9 protein-coding genes and 1 riboswitch are annotated in these 14068 nt (G+C 60.0%); of the genes, 1 reads left to right on the forward strand and 8 read right to left on the reverse strand.

Annotation, left to right across the window (positions count from 1 at the left end; all coding sequences use genetic code 11):
- Positions 1-11: 11 nt before the first annotated feature.
- The 7 genes from L5876_RS09800 to L5876_RS09830 are packed head-to-tail and all read right to left on the reverse strand — an operon-like array spanning position 12 to position 11826.
- On the reverse strand, positions 12-1139 hold the full coding sequence (locus tag L5876_RS09800; RefSeq protein WP_236956145.1) for a peptidylprolyl isomerase: 1128 nt from the start codon (positions 1137-1139) through the stop codon (positions 12-14).
- A complete protein-coding gene (gene narI, locus L5876_RS09805; protein ID WP_236956146.1) occupies positions 1136-1906 on the reverse strand; it encodes a respiratory nitrate reductase subunit gamma in 771 nt (256 codons plus the stop codon). The genes L5876_RS09800 and narI overlap by 4 nt, the downstream gene beginning before the upstream one ends.
- A 24-nt stretch (positions 1907-1930) precedes the next feature.
- Positions 1931-3130: a hypothetical protein gene (locus L5876_RS09810; protein ID WP_236956147.1), complete on the reverse strand. Its 1200-nt coding sequence runs from the start codon at positions 3128-3130 to the stop codon at positions 1931-1933.
- Positions 3127-3810, reverse strand: coding sequence for a nitrate reductase molybdenum cofactor assembly chaperone (narJ, locus tag L5876_RS09815; RefSeq protein WP_236956149.1), 684 nt, complete (start codon positions 3808-3810; stop codon positions 3127-3129). Before narJ ends, L5876_RS09810 begins: the two co-directional genes overlap by 4 nt.
- A gap of 3 nt (positions 3811-3813) precedes the next feature.
- Entirely contained in the window at positions 3814-5343 is a 1530-nt protein-coding gene (gene narH, locus L5876_RS09820) for a nitrate reductase subunit beta (protein ID WP_236956151.1), read from the reverse strand.
- A complete protein-coding gene (locus L5876_RS09825; protein WP_236956153.1) occupies positions 5340-9074 on the reverse strand; it encodes a nitrate reductase subunit alpha in 3735 nt (1244 codons plus the stop codon). The genes narH and L5876_RS09825 overlap by 4 nt, the downstream gene beginning before the upstream one ends.
- A gap of 16 nt (positions 9075-9090) precedes the next feature.
- A complete protein-coding gene (locus L5876_RS09830; RefSeq protein ID WP_236956155.1) occupies positions 9091-11826 on the reverse strand; it encodes an MFS transporter in 2736 nt (911 codons plus the stop codon).
- Positions 11827-12106: 280 nt separating this feature from the next.
- Between L5876_RS09830 and L5876_RS09835 the strand changes: the two genes are divergently transcribed.
- The gene (locus tag L5876_RS09835; protein WP_236956158.1) at positions 12107-12874 is read left to right on the forward strand and encodes a cyclic nucleotide-binding domain-containing protein; all 768 of its coding nucleotides are present in this window, start codon (positions 12107-12109) and stop codon (positions 12872-12874) included.
- 3 nt (positions 12875-12877) lie between these two features.
- Here L5876_RS09835 and moaA read toward each other — a convergent pair whose 3' ends face one another.
- Positions 12878-13870 (reverse strand): GTP 3',8-cyclase MoaA, encoded by a 993-nt coding sequence (gene moaA, locus L5876_RS09840; RefSeq protein ID WP_236956159.1) that lies wholly within the window; start codon positions 13868-13870, stop codon positions 12878-12880.
- A riboswitch (molybdenum cofactor riboswitch) is annotated at positions 13862-13993 on the reverse strand. Its footprint overlaps the gene before it by 9 nt.
- Positions 13994-14068 lie beyond the last annotated feature (75 nt).

Consider the following 14068-nt stretch of genomic DNA (forward strand, 5'->3'; position numbering starts at 1 on the left):
TCTGCTTCGGTCTAGGCGTTCATGCGATCTCGCAACGAGATAAGAGTGTGGCTCGTCCTGACCGGCGGCAATTGCTGGTTGACGATGATCGTCAGGAGCGCAGCAAGCGGCTCCTCCCCGTCGCGGAATTTCGAGAGTACGCGGGTCCACAATTCATCGTCCGCCTGGGCAAGAAAGCGATTGATCGCCGTGCGCAACACTTCCTCCGGTGCTGCCGACTCTCTTTCGGCGGCGGCGTGGACGATCGCGCGGGTTGCCTCGTCAAGCGAGGCATATGCCGCACTTGCGTTCGATATGACGCTGCCGAGCATGGCGCCGGCCCGGGCTACCGTTCCCCCGTTCAAATCAAGCTTCCCGTCACTATCCAGTTTCAGCTTCAATGACTCGGCCGACTGTGCGAGGAGTTGATCGATCAGTTCCAATGCGGCGATCGACCAGGCCTTGGAATCGAGCCGCATGGCGATGTGCGACTTCACGTATTCGAAAGGCAGGCGTTGTCCGGACTCGCGCTGATCGAGGCGCAGAATGTGCCAGCCGTACCGGCTTCGAACAGGCTGCGCCGTGACCCCTCCCACATCCAGGGACATGAGCGCGTCCCACACGGGCGCGACGACATCACCGGGCCCAAGTTGACCGAGCGCGCCGCCCTCGCTCGCCGATGCGCACGCGGAGTGTGCGGCAGCCAGCCGCGCGAATGCGCCGGGATCACCGGCAAGCTGCGTCACGAGCCCTGCAGCCAGTCCGAGCGCGTCGTCCCAGTCGCCGGGAGCGTCCCCCGATGGAGACAGCAAGATGTGCGAAGCCTCGACCAGATCGGGCGAATGGAAACCCTCGGGATGCGCATCGTAAACCGCCCGGATTTCATCGGCCGTTGCCGGTTCCGGATCAAGAGCGCTTGAGAGCGCCTCCCGGATCAGGGCCTCTTCCTGCGTTTCCTCCTGACCATCTGCATTTTTCTGGGGAACAGCTTTCACTCCGTTCCGCCGCGCAAGGTCCAGCAGGACGGCTCGAACGGCCAGCGCACGGCCGGCCTGCTTTCGGGACTCGGCGAACGACCCAGCCTGATGGTGTTGCATCTCGGCCGCGAGAAGCGATTCCGGAACTTCAACGCCATGAAAGACGGAGGCGGGGGCAGTCATCGAACGGTCTCCTGTTTCGTACCGTGGTGAGGCTTGCCTGAGCCTGGCAGACCGCGGCGCGTTCGGACGATCTGCCATCCACGACGGCCGAGAAACCAGACCGGGGCCGAGAGCATGTGCACAAGCCGGGTGAAGGGGAAGATCAGGAAGATGGTCAGGCCAAGGATCAGGTGCGCCTTGAAGATCCAGTGCACTCCGGCGACATGATCAGCGGCACCCGGCTGGAAGGTGAAGATGCCTTGTGCCCACGTCATGAATTTCACCATCTCCGAACCGTCGAGATGTTGAGACGACAGGGGAATGGTCGAAAGTCCGAGAACAAGCTGGGTCGTCAGGATGGCCAGGATCGCCGTATCCCCAAAGCTGGATGTCGCGCGGATACGGGGGTCAAAAAGCCTGCGATGAAGGAGGATCAGCGCTCCAGAGATCGCCATCAGGCCTGCGATCCCGCCGGCGACGATTGCGAGCATCTGTTTGGCACCGTGACTGATGCCGAGCGCGTCAAAGATCTGGATTGGCGTCAGAAGCCCGACAAAATGACCCGCGAAAATCGCCAGTACACCGACGTGGAAAAGAACAGAGCCGATCATCAACTGCTGACGGCGCAGAAGCTGAGATGATCCCGAGCGCCACGTATAGGGTTCGCGGTCAAATCTCAGAACCGACCCGATCACCAGTACGGCCAAAGCGATGTAGGGGTAGTACCCGAACATGGCCTGGTCGAACCAGCCGGCACTCGCGATTGTTGTTACATGTTCCTGGGCCATAAGTGGTCTCCATGAATGAACGGGCTAGAAATTCGCTTCGATCGACAGCCAGATTTTTGTCCTGTCGGGAAAGGCAGGCTGTTCTCCTTCAAACCGCGCTCCCTTGAGCTCGACCGCCAGCCAGTCATTGACCGGAACACGGAAGACGGCGTCGAATTCCCGTCCGAACGACACTGACCCGTTGTCCGATTCAAAGTCATGGTAAACGACCGCCCAGTTTGCGGCTGGCGCTCCGGACACGATATTCACTCCCCGGCCGCGCATCCCGAAACTCAAGTCGCGTAGACCCTGGCCGGGTGTTGTCAGGAACACGTCTGCCCAACCCTGGAACGCATGCAGAGTCGCCAACGGCGTCGAAAAGGCTTGTCCGCCAGAGCCTTCGAGAACGTCGGCGCCCGCAAAAGCCGTGATGTCACCGCGCGTAAAAGTTGCTCCAACCGACTGGAAGCCGAGTTCCGAAGCCGGGCCACCGCCTCGATAAGCGTCTTGCAAGGCGAGTTGCGCGGTTGCACCCAATGTGCCGGCTTCAAATGTCCAGCTCTCTGACCATCGCAACGAATAGGTCTGCGATGACGCAGCCGGTGCGTTTTCAAAATCAAGCAGCAGGATCGATGCGCTTATTTCACCCGCCGGGGTTTCGGCGCCAATCCGGAATATGTGGGAGTCGCTTTCGAATTCACCCATGGGCGAGTCGTCACCAAATATCCGGTGAACCCGTCCGACATAGACATAATCCATCGCGATATCGGCCATGCCCGTGTATCCGACACGCACCGCATCGAACGTCTGCTCGTTCTGGCGAAAGCCCACATTCCCAACCAGGCGCGCGTCATCGAACACGATGCGTTGACGGCCGAGCGTCAGGTTGGCGGTCTCTCCTGCCCAAGAGACCTGGAACCGGTTGAGCTCGAATGCTTCGGGATCGGCTACGACCGCCCGTCCGCCAATGGTGTTGACCGTGTCAGAGAAGTCACCGCCAAGGTGTTCAACCGCCTCAGCTTCCGCAAGGAAGCTCCACCCGCTCAAGAATTGAAGCTGGAAGCCAAAACGGCCACGGAGCGTTACCGCTGTCGTGTTCTCCAGCCCCGCCTGGTCGACCTGCTCTGCCCGCAGACGCAGGTCGAGAATGGGCTCCATGCGGGTGTCGTCGCCGTACGCCGTGGCGGAACAGGCCAGCGCGAGACATGCCGCGCCAGACCAACAGGACACCAGGTTGCTGGTCATTGCCGTGTCCCCTGCATCGTGTTCAGCATGGATTGTGCCTTTGGGCAGCCGTCACTGGCCGTTCCGGGACCGAAGGTTACCGCCTCCTCTTCCCAGGCCGCGTCGAGGGCGGCGAGATCGTTGGGGTCATCGTCGTTAATGGCGAGGAGATCGGCGACGGCCGCACGATCAGCCGGCCGGTCGGATATCGCCAGCAAGGCACCGAAGATTGCCCGATACGGGCTTTGCCTTTTCTTCAGACGCTCGGCGATCGCTTCAAGGACATGAGCCGCCTCTCCGATCAGCCCGGCTGCTTCAGCGTCCGGAATGATCGAAAGGAATTCGAGAAATACGGGAAGGTAATCTGGCAGGTCGCTGATATCGAGCTCAAGTCCGCGCGACCGGTAGAGCTCGACGAGACTAACCAGAGCCGGTCCTCTTTCCCGGCTTTCGCCATGCACGTGCTCATACAGATGCAGGGAGACACTTCGCGTGCGGTCGAACAGATCGACGTATGCGGCCTGCGCCGAATAGAGATCACTGCCCGCGATATGTACCGCGAGCTTCCGGAGCGAAGTAACGATCCGTTCCGGCACCAACCCCTCGTCCCGGATCACGTCGACACAAAGACCTGCTTCGGACTGAAGCGGGGCTTCGGGATATGACAGGAGGCGCGAGAGCGCTCGATAGGTCATGGCCATCGGTCACATCTCCATCGGCGTCTTTGTTTTGGCCCGCGGGCGCTTGTCCTTGCCAAAGAGGCCAAGCTCGGTACGGCCGCCGGAGCAGTCGTTGCCAAAGGTGAAGCCGCAATCGCCACGAAGATCGTAGGCGTCCTCGCTCGTCTCGCGGTGGGTCGTGGGAATGACGAAACGGTCCTCGTAATTGGCGATCGCCATGTAGCGATACATTTCGTCGATCTGCTGTGCGGTCATTCCAACGCGCGCTGCGGTGGGATGATCGATTACCCCCTCAACGCTTTTCGCGCGCATGTATTTGCGCATCGCCATCATGCGTTCCAGTGCGGCTACAACAGGCTCTTCCTTTCCAGCAGTCAGGAGATTGGCGAGGTACCGAACCGGAATCCGCATCGATGCCACATCAGGCATGTCCCCATCGGATTCCAGTGCGCCGGCGGCTGCGGCCGACTGAATGGGGGAGAGCGGCGGGACGTACCAAACCATCGGAAGGGTTCGGTATTCCGGGTGAAGCGGAAAGGCGACTTTCCACTCCATAGCCATCTTGTAGACCGGGCTTTGCTGCGCAGCCGTAATCCAGGCCTCCGGCACTCCGTCGGCGCGCGCCTGGGCGATAACTTCCGGGTCGTTGGGATCAAGAAAGACGTCGAGTTGCGCCTGGTAGAGATCCTGCTCGTCGGGGGTCGAAGCAGCAGCTTCGATCCGGTCGGCATCATAGAGCAGCACGCCGAGATACCGGATCCGTCCGACACAGGTTTCAGAACAGACTGTCGGCTGACCGACTTCCATTCGGGGATAGCAGAACGTGCACTTCTCGGACTTTCCGCTCTCCCAATTGTAATAGACCTTCTTGTAGGGGCAGGCCGACACGCACATCCGCCAGCCGCGGCACTTGTCCTGGTCAATCAGGACGATGCCATCCTCTTCGCGCTTGTAGATCGCGCCAGACGGGCAGGCAGCCACGCAGGTCGGGTTGAGGCAGTGCTCGCACAGGCGCGGCAGATACATCATGAAGGTCTGTTCGAATGCGCCATAGATCGCCTTTTCGACACCTTCGAAATTGTAGTCAGCGCTGCGCTTTTCGAATTCTCCGCCGAGGATTTCCTCCCAGTTGGGACCCCATTCGATCTTTTCCATGCGTTCGCCGGTGATCTTCGAACGGGGCCGCGCCGTCGGGAAAGCCGTCATCTCGGGGGCGGTCTGAAGATGCGCGTAGTCGAAGTCGAACGGCTCATAATAGTCGTCTATTTCAGGCAGATCCGGGTTCGCGAAAATCTTCGAAAGAATGCGCCATTTGGCGCCCATCCTGGGTTCGATTCTTCCATTCTTTTTACGACGCCAACCGCCATTCCAGCGCTTCTGATTTTCCCAGTCCTTGGGGAATCCGACACCAGGCTTGGTTTCAACATTGTTGAACCAAGCGTATTCAACGCCCTCGCGGCTAGTCCAGACGTTCTTGCAAGTGACCGAGCAAGTGTGACAGCCGATACACTTGTCGAGATTTAGAACCATTCCGATTTGTGCACGGATTTTCATTTTGCGCCCTCCAGTTGAGCGGCGGGAGTGTCAAGCCAGTCGACCTTGTTCATCTTGCGGAGAACAATGAATTCGTCCCGGTTCGAACCGACCGTGCCGTAATAGTTGAAGCCGTAGGCGAGCTGTGCATATCCGCCGATCATGTGCGTCGGCTTGAGGATTGCGCGGGTCACCGAGTTATGGATGCCGCCGCGCTTGCCGGTAATCTCGGAGCCAGGCGTGTTCACGATCTTCTCCTGCGCGTGGTACATGAACATCGTGCCCTCGCGGATTCGCTGAGAGACGACCGCCCGGGCGGTGAGTGCGCCGTTGGCGTTGAAGACCTCAACCCAGTCATTGTCGACGATGCCCGCGCGACGGGCGTCGGTTTCCGAAACCCAGACCACGGGCCCGCCCCGGTTCAAGGTGAGCATCAGCAGGTTGTCAGTGTAGGTAGAATGGATACCCCACTTCTGGTGAGGAGTGATGAAATTGAGGGTGATCTCTGTATTTCCGTTCGGCTTCGCGCCCTTGACGTGTAGGGTCTTGAGATCGATCGGCGGCTTGTAGACGACCAACGTCTCGCCGAAAGCCCGCATCCAGTCGTGATCCTGATAGAGCTGCTGGCGGCCGGTCAGCGTTCGCCACGGGATGAGTTCGTGAACGTTGGTGTAACCGGCATTGTAGCTTACGTGCTCGCTCTCGATCCCGGACCAGGTCGGAGAAGTGATGATCTTGCGCGGTTGGGCCACGATGTCGCGGAAGCGGATTTTCTCGTCTTCCTTGGGCCGGGCGAGGTGAGTGTGCTCGCGCCCGGTCTGCTTTTCCAGCGCTTCCCAGGACTTGATGGCCACTTCGCCATTGGTCTCTGGGGCGAGCATCAGGATCGTCTCGCAGGCATCGATATCGGACACGATCCTGGGGCGACCCTTCGCTACTGTTTCGTCAAGGACCGTGCCATTGAGCGAGGCAAGCTTCTCGACTTCATGCCCGGTGTTCCAGCCGATACCTTTGCCGCCATTCCCCAACCGGTCCATGAGCGGACCTAGAGACGTGAACTTCGCATAGATCTGGCTGTAATCCCGCTCGACCGCCGTGATCGCCGGCATCGTCTTGCCCGGTATCGGGTCGATTTCGCCCTTGAACCAGTCCTTCACGCCATGGGTTTGGGCGAGTTCACCGGGGCTGTCGTGCTGGATCGGAGTGAGGACCACATCCGTTTCGACACCGAGCACCTCCGGCGCGACATCCGAGAATGTCCGGGCGAGGCCCTTGAAGATGTCCCAGTCGGTCCGACTTTCCCAGGCCGGGTCCACGGCCGCCCCCAGCGGATGAATGAAGGGGTGCATGTCGGACGTGTTGAGATCGTTCTTCTCGTACCAGGTCGCTGTCGGCAGTACGATGTCGGAATAGACAGCCGTGGTCGACATCCGGAAATCGATGCACACGAGGAGGTCTAGTTTTCCGCGAGGTGCCTCGGCATGCCACGCCACATCGCGCGGCTTTTCATGCCCCATCTCGCCCAGGTCCTTGCCCTGGACGCCGTGATCGGTGCCAAGCAGATGCTTTAGAAAGTACTCGTGCCCCTTGCCTGAAGAGCCAAGCAGGTTGGACCGCCAGACAAACATGTTGCGCGGCCAGTTGTGCGGATCATCCGGGTCCATGCACGACATTTCCAGATCGCCGGATTTCAGCGCCTGGGCGACATAATCCCGGGGTTCCTGACCCGCCGCGTGTGCGCGGGCGGCCACGTCGAGCGGATTGGACTTGAGAGCCGGAGCGGACGGCAGCCACCCCATGCGTTCGGCCTTGGCATTGTAGTCGATGAAGCTGCCCTGCCAGTCGCCCGTCTCGGCAGTAGGCGAAAGAATCTCGCCCACCGGGACCGTCTCATACCGCCACTGGTCCGAATGTGCGTAGAAGAACGAGGTCGAGTTCTGTTGACGTGGCGGACGAACCCAGTCGGTGGCGAAGGCAAGCGGTGCCCAGCCCGTCTGCGGACGAAGCTTTTCCTGTCCGACGTAGTGCGACCAACCGCCACCCGACTGACCTACGCAACCGCACAGGATGAGCATATTCATCACTGCGCGATAGTTCATGTCCATGTGGTACCAGTGGTTCATCCCGGCACCGATGATCACCATGGACTTGCCGTTGGTCTTCTCCGCGTTCGTGGCGAAACCACGGGCGGTCGCGATGATATTGGCCCGGGCGACGGACGTGATGGCTTCAGCCCAGGCGGGCGTGTAGGGCTCCATGTCATCGTAGGAGCTCGCCAGGTGCTCGCCGCCATAACCCTGATCGACCCCGTAATTGGCCATCAGCAAGTCATAGACACAGGCAACAAGCGTCTCCGAGCCGTCGGCCAGTTTCAGTTTCCTGACGGGAATGTTCCGCGTAAGGACGCTCGGGTGATCGGTCGATGCAAAGCCGTTCGAGGCGGTATTGGCAAAATAGGGGAAACGTACCTTCGCGATCTCATCCTCTGCGCCCTTCAGGCCAAGGCGCAACTCGGTTTCGGCGCCGCCTGCTTCACGCTCCTCGAGATTCCACTTGCCGTCCTCGCCCCATCGGAAGCCGATCGAGCCATTGGGGACCACAATCTGTCCAGACCTTTCATCCAGTGCGACGGTCTTCCAGTCGGGATTGTTGCTTTCGCCGAGCGCGCCATCGAAGTCGGAAGCGCGTAGCAGGCGCTCTGGCACGTAGCCGTCCTCCTGAGGGACAAGTCGTACGAGAAGCGGCAGATCGGTGTACTGGCGCACATAATCCCGGAAATACGGCACCTGCCGGTCGCGATGATACTCCGTCAGGATCACGTGCCCGAAGGCCATGCCGAGTGCGGCATCCGTGCCTTGCTTCGCGGCGAGCCAGAGGTCGGAGAATTTCGAGGCCTCCGAATAGTCCGGGCAGATCACGACGGACTTGACGCCCTTGTAGCGCGCCTCGGTGTAGAAGTGAGCGTCCGGCGTCCGGGTCTGAGGAACGTTCGAACCCCAGAGGATCAGGAAGTTCGAGTTGTACCAGTCGGCGCTCTCGGCAACGTCGGTCTGTTCGCCCCAGGTTTGCGGACTCGCGGGGGGCAGGTCGCAATACCAGTCGTAGAAGGAACCGGTGACCCCACCAATGAGCTGGAGGTAGCGAGCACCGGCTGCATAGGAGACCATCGACATGGCCGGAATTGGCGAAAATCCGAAGACCCGGTCAGGTCCCCATTGCCGGATCGTGTGGGCGTTCGCCGCCGCGATGATCTCGTTGACTTCGTCCCACTTGGCCCGGACGAAACCGCCCATGCCTCTGCGGGTCACATAGTCATTGCGCTTCGCAGGGGCGTCCTGGATAGACTTCCATGCTGCAACAGGCAGCATGGACTTTCGTGCCTCGCGCCACGCCCTTAGCAGGCGCGCGCGGATCAGCGGGTATTTGACGCGATTGGCCGAGTACAGATACCAGCTGTAGCTGGCACCCCGGGAACATCCGCGCGGCTCATGGTTGGGCAGGTCATCCCGGGTCCGCGGATAGTCGGTCTGCTGGGTTTCCCAGGTAACGATGCCGCCTTTGACGTAGATCTTCCAGGAGCAGGATCCGGTGCAATTCACACCATGTGTCGACCGGACGATCTTGTCGTGACGCCAACGGTTCCGATAGGCCTCCTCCCACGTACGGTCCTCGTCATTGAGAACGCCGTGGCCATCCGAGAACAGCTCAGTCTTTCTTTTGAAGAACGTCAGTCGATCAAGTGTATGGCTCATTGGGATAGACCTTTACCTAGCCTTTGACGGCTTCGATTCGGGAACGCTTCCGGGACTCCACATCGAAAAGCAGGCCGCCGGGCCGCGCATAGACGAACCAGGTGATCAGCAGACAGGAGACGTAGAAAGCGAGGAAGCCGTAGAGGGCGGGGGCAGCGCTTCCGGATGCCGATAGCGACATGCCGAAGCTCTTCGGGATGAAAAAGGCACCATAGGCAGCGATGGCGCTGGTGAAGCCGGTTATCGCCGCACTTTCCTTTTCGGATTGGCGCAGGCGCTCGGGGGCACTCATGCCGGGTTCCAGCCGGTCGATCTCTTTTCGCATGATGGCCGGGATCATCTGGAAGGTGGACGCATTGCCCACACCCGTGGCGAAGAAGAGCAAAATGAAGGACGCGAAGAAGCCGACGAAGGCGCCGGACGTGTCCCTGATCGACAGGAAGTAGAGAACGCCTGCCGTCCCGACCATCATCAGTACGAAGACGACCAGTGTTACGCGCGCGCCGCCAAAGCGGTCTGATATCCAGCCGGTAAACGATCGAGACAGCGCGCCCACCAGTGGCCCGAGAAAGGCCACTTGCAGGACGTTGATCTCCGGAAACTGGGTTCTGGTCAGAAGCGGAAACGCGGCAGAAAAGCCTATGAAGGAACCGAATGTGCCAGTGTAGAGCCAGCACATGATCCAGTTGTGTGTGCGCTTGAAAATGACTGCCTGATCAGCGAACGACGCCTTGGCTGTCGTCAGGTCGTTCATGCCAAACCACGCGGCAAATGCACTGACGATGATGAATGGGACCCAGATGAAGCCGGCATTCTGAAGGAACAAGGAACCGCCATCGCCGGTTGTCTGCGGCTCGCCTCCGAGAAAGCCGAAGACGCCAACGGTGATGACGAGCGGCACGACAAACTGCATGGCGCTGACGCCGAGATTTCCGAGACCGGCATTCATGGCAAGCGCATTGCCCTTCTCGCGCTTCGGGTAGAAGAAGCCGATATTCGACATCGAGGATGCGAAGTTGCCGCCTCCCAACCCGCAGAGCAGAGCGAGCGCAAGCATGATCCAGTAGGGCGTCTCGGGACTCTGAACAGCAAAACCAATTCCGATCGCGGGCAGCAACAGCGACCAGGTGGTGAGCGTCGTCCAGAGTCGGCCGCCGAAAATGGGCACCATGAAGCTGTAGAAGATGCGGAGAGTGGCGCCCGACAGGCCCGGCAAGGCCGCAAGCCAGAACAGCTGATCGGTCGAGTAGGCAAAACCGATCTGCGGCAGTTTGGCGACCACGACCGACCAAACCATCCAGACCGCAAATGACAGGAATAGCGCCGGGATCGAAATCCACAGGTTACGGCCGGCAATCTTCTTCCCGGTCGTTTCCCAGAACCCCTGATCCTCAGGCCGCCAGTCCTCAATCAGTTTCGGTGCGAGCGCGCGGGCTTCGCGCTCGCCATGGATCGGCTTCATTTCAGGAAGCTGAGGCAGCGCGTCGAGCGTGTCGCCGACCGCTTCGCGTTCCATGTGCCGGATGGCGAGATGCATCCAGATCAGCGACGCGGCCACGATCACGAACAGAAGCATGAAACAGCTGGTCCAGATGCCGGTCAGGTCGTTCAGCAGTCCGAACAGGATCGGCAGAAAGAAGCCGCCGAGTCCGCCCATCAGGCCGACCAGACCACCGACCGCGCCGACGTCCTTGGGGTAGTAGACGGGAATGTGCTTGTAGACGGCCGCCTTCCCGAGGCTCATGAAAAAGCCCAGCACGAAGATTGCGATCACGAATGTGATCGGCCCCGTGGCGAGCCGGAAACTGATCGGGCCGTCTACGCCATCAACCACGTATGACGTGGGCGGGTAGGACAGGAAGAAGGTCACGGCAACCGACACGAGGAAGGTCCAGTACATGACCGTGCGTGCGCCGACGCGATCCGACAGATGACCGCCATAAATTCGGAAGATCGAGGCAGGAACCGAGTACGCAGCGGCCAGCATGCCCGCCGTCTTCACATCAAAACCGTAGACTCCGATCAGGTAGCGCGGCAGCCACAAGGCCAACGCAACGAAGGCTCCGAAGACGAAGAAATAATAGAGTGAGAACCGCCAGACCTGGATATTGCGAAGTGGTTCGAATTGCGACGCGAAGCTGCGAGGCTTGACACCCGTCCTGCGTCGCTCGGCGAGCTCGGGATCGTCCGAAGTGAAGACAAAGAATATGATTGCGACGATGACCAGTCCGATCGCCCAGACATTTGCGACCCCAGCCCAACCCAGTGATGCCATGACGATCGGAGCGGCAAACTTGGTAACAGCGGCGCCAACATTGCCTGCCCCGACAATGCCGAGAGCAGCGCCCTGCTTCTCTGGTGGAAAGAACTTCGAGACATACGTGATCGAAACGGAGAAAGATCCGCCAGCCAGGCCGATTCCGAGCGCGGCAAGCAGAAATTCTGGATAGGTCGTCGCGAAAGTCAGCAGCCAGGTGGCAAGTGCCGAAAGCAGCATGACGGCGAGATTGACGATGCGGCCACCATATTGGTCGGCCCAGATCCCGAGAACGAGTCGGGAAAGCGATCCGGTCAGGATCGGCGTGCCGACGAGCAGTCCGAATTCGGTCTCTGATAGCCCGAGCTCGGCCTGGATCTGCAACCCGAGAATTGCGAAAATCGTCCAGACTGCAAAACAGGCCGTAAATGCAAAAGTGGTCAGCCCCAAGGCGCGACCGGATCCTGGAATATTCGCGGTGGTAGCAATCGCCATGTGACCCCCCGATCTGCGCGGAAACGCGAGAAGTGGGAAAACGATTGCCATTCAGGCCACGACGAAGCCTTGACTTTTTTTGCTCGGACCCTTGCTCAAATGCGGTTCTGGGAGCCGAGTTGAGATCGATCGTCGAACAGGTGATTGTGCGCCGTCTTCGCGTTGACCGAGACGGCCCTGCGCCTTGAACTGCGGCAATCCGACACTTGACTTTGATCAAGCTATCGGCGGAGAACGGTGTCCCATAGCAAAACTCAGATAGCGAAAGGAATGATTGTCCATGCCGATCCGAGCGAGCGACGCAGAACGGATTGACAACATCTCGTTCTTTTCAAACGCGGCTGCACCAACCCGAGAAAGAGTGCTTTCCGGCGCGTTCCTTCAACGGTTTCCCGCGAACACGACGCTCCTCCTCGAGGGCGATCCGGTCGATTTTCTCTACGTGCTTCTTGAAGGATCGGTCGAACTCGGTGCCGGATGGAAGTCGCGCGATACGACACTCGCGGTTCTTCGCCCCGTTTCCACATTCATCCTTGCCGCCGTCGTACTCGACGCTGACGCACTGATGAGCGCTGTCACGCTTGAAAAATCGGAAATCCTGATGATTCCCGGCGAATCCTTGCGCAGCGCGATGAAACAAGATTCAGCGTTTGGCTTCGCGATTTCCGAAGAGCTATCTGGCTGCTACCGGGGACTGGTGCGTGCGATCAAGAACCAGAAGCTCCGGGATTCAACCGAACGCCTGGCCAATTATCTGCTCACCCAAAGGGTCAGACAGGGCGAGACGGACACGATCGTCCTGCCGCACGAAAAGCGGATACTGGCTTCGCTTCTCGGAATGACGCCGGAGAATCTCTCGCGCGCGTTCGCCAAGCTCCACGCACAGGGCGTTTCTGTCGAAGGGGCCCGTGTGCACATTGAAAAGCCGGCCGCCCTCGAGCGTCTCGCCCGTCCGAGCCCCCTGATCGACAATCACTATGCTCAGAGCAGGAACGAGTTTGGCAAGGCGTTTACCGAAAGACAGCGCGGCACGCTTGACCGAAGTTAGTGCTTAGCCGCCTGCCTGTGCGAGATTCATCATGTCGCCCGGATCGCCGGCATGAAGGGTGTGCCCGGCGGGTTTGATTACGAGTGCCTCGAGGACACGCGCCTTCAGGGTTTCGGCATCCGCGTCGTGCTCAAGCAGGTCTCGCAGATTCCGCTCTCCCTGTCCGAACAGGCACAGTCTCAGCCGCCCTCGTGCGGTCACCCGCAACCGATTGCATCCGTCGCAGAAACCGGACTCATACGGGGCTATCAGGCCAATGCGGCCTGCGTGATCTGGGTGCTCGAATTCGGTCGCCGGACCGTCATCGACGCCGCGCACTGTCGCGGTCCAGCCACGGCTTTCCAGCCAGTGGCGCAACTCCTTGCCGCTGACATGCTGGTTCTCGAAGAACGTTTTGTTGTCGCCTGTGCGCATAAGTTCAATGAACCGCACCGAGACGGGGCGTTCGCGCACGAACTCCGTCCAGGCCGAGAAGCCGTCTTCAAGGCTGTCACGCAGCAGAACGGCGTTCACCTTGACGGACCGCAACGACAGTGTCTGCGCGCGCTCTAGTCCCGCGAGCACGTCACCGAGTCTGTCGTGTCCCGTGATGCGCTGGAAGGTGTCCCGATCCAGTGCATCGATGCTGACGTTCAAATGGGTCAGCCCGGCTTCCACCCAATCCTCGACATGGCGGAACAGATTCCATCCATTCGTCGTCAGCGCGACCTTCTCGATCCCGGGCTGAGCCGCGACAACGGCAATCAGATCGGTCATGTCCTTGCGGACGGTCGGCTCGCCTCCCGTCAGCCTGATCTTGCTGATGCCCAGATCTGCGAACGCTCTCGCCAGCCGCCCCACTTCATCCACCGTCAGAAAATCCATGTCCGCGGATTTGCGAAAGCCGTTGGGCAAGCAATACGTGCAACGGAAATTGCAGACTTCGGTGACAGAGAGCCGCAGGTAGCGGAACCTGCGCCCGAAAGTGTCCGCCGCCACAGCGCCGGGATACGTCATCGCGTGGCTCCTTTCCAAGCACGGGAGGCGACAGGGTTTCCCGCTGTCACCCACGGCCAAAAAACCATGGCGCGAAGTCAGACCGCGCGCTTTAGATCCGTTGGCTCGGAGCGAATTGAATTCACGGTAGGGAACGCGGTCCCTTATGTCTTTGACGCGCGCTCCACTCGGGATTGATGGTGGTCAAGCTAAATCCAG

Origin of the sequence: Hyphobacterium sp. SN044 (genome assembly GCF_021864465.1) — a bacterium.
Lineage (GTDB): Bacteria > Pseudomonadota > Alphaproteobacteria > Caulobacterales > Maricaulaceae > Hyphobacterium.

Excerpts from the sequence above, each read along its gene's own strand:
- L5876_RS09800 (WP_236956145.1), bottom strand. The coding sequence starts at position 1,139 with ATGACTGCCCCCGCCTCCGTCTTTCATGGCGTTGAAGTTCCGGAATCG.
- narI (WP_236956146.1), bottom strand. The coding sequence starts at position 1,906 with ATGGCCCAGGAACATGTAACAACAATCGCGAGTGCCGGCTGGTTCGAC.
- L5876_RS09810 (WP_236956147.1), bottom strand. The coding sequence starts at position 3,130 with ATGACCAGCAACCTGGTGTCCTGTTGGTCTGGCGCGGCATGTCTCGCG.
- narJ (WP_236956149.1), bottom strand. The coding sequence starts at position 3,810 with ATGGCCATGACCTATCGAGCGCTCTCGCGCCTCCTGTCATATCCCGAA.
- narH (WP_236956151.1), bottom strand. The coding sequence starts at position 5,343 with ATGAAAATCCGTGCACAAATCGGAATGGTTCTAAATCTCGACAAGTGT.
- L5876_RS09825 (WP_236956153.1), bottom strand. The coding sequence starts at position 9,074 with ATGAGCCATACACTTGATCGACTGACGTTCTTCAAAAGAAAGACTGAG.
- L5876_RS09830 (WP_236956155.1), bottom strand. The coding sequence starts at position 11,826 with ATGGCGATTGCTACCACCGCGAATATTCCAGGATCCGGTCGCGCCTTG.
- L5876_RS09835 (WP_236956158.1), top strand. The coding sequence starts at position 12,107 with ATGCCGATCCGAGCGAGCGACGCAGAACGGATTGACAACATCTCGTTC.
- moaA (WP_236956159.1), bottom strand. The coding sequence starts at position 13,870 with ATGACGTATCCCGGCGCTGTGGCGGCGGACACTTTCGGGCGCAGGTTC.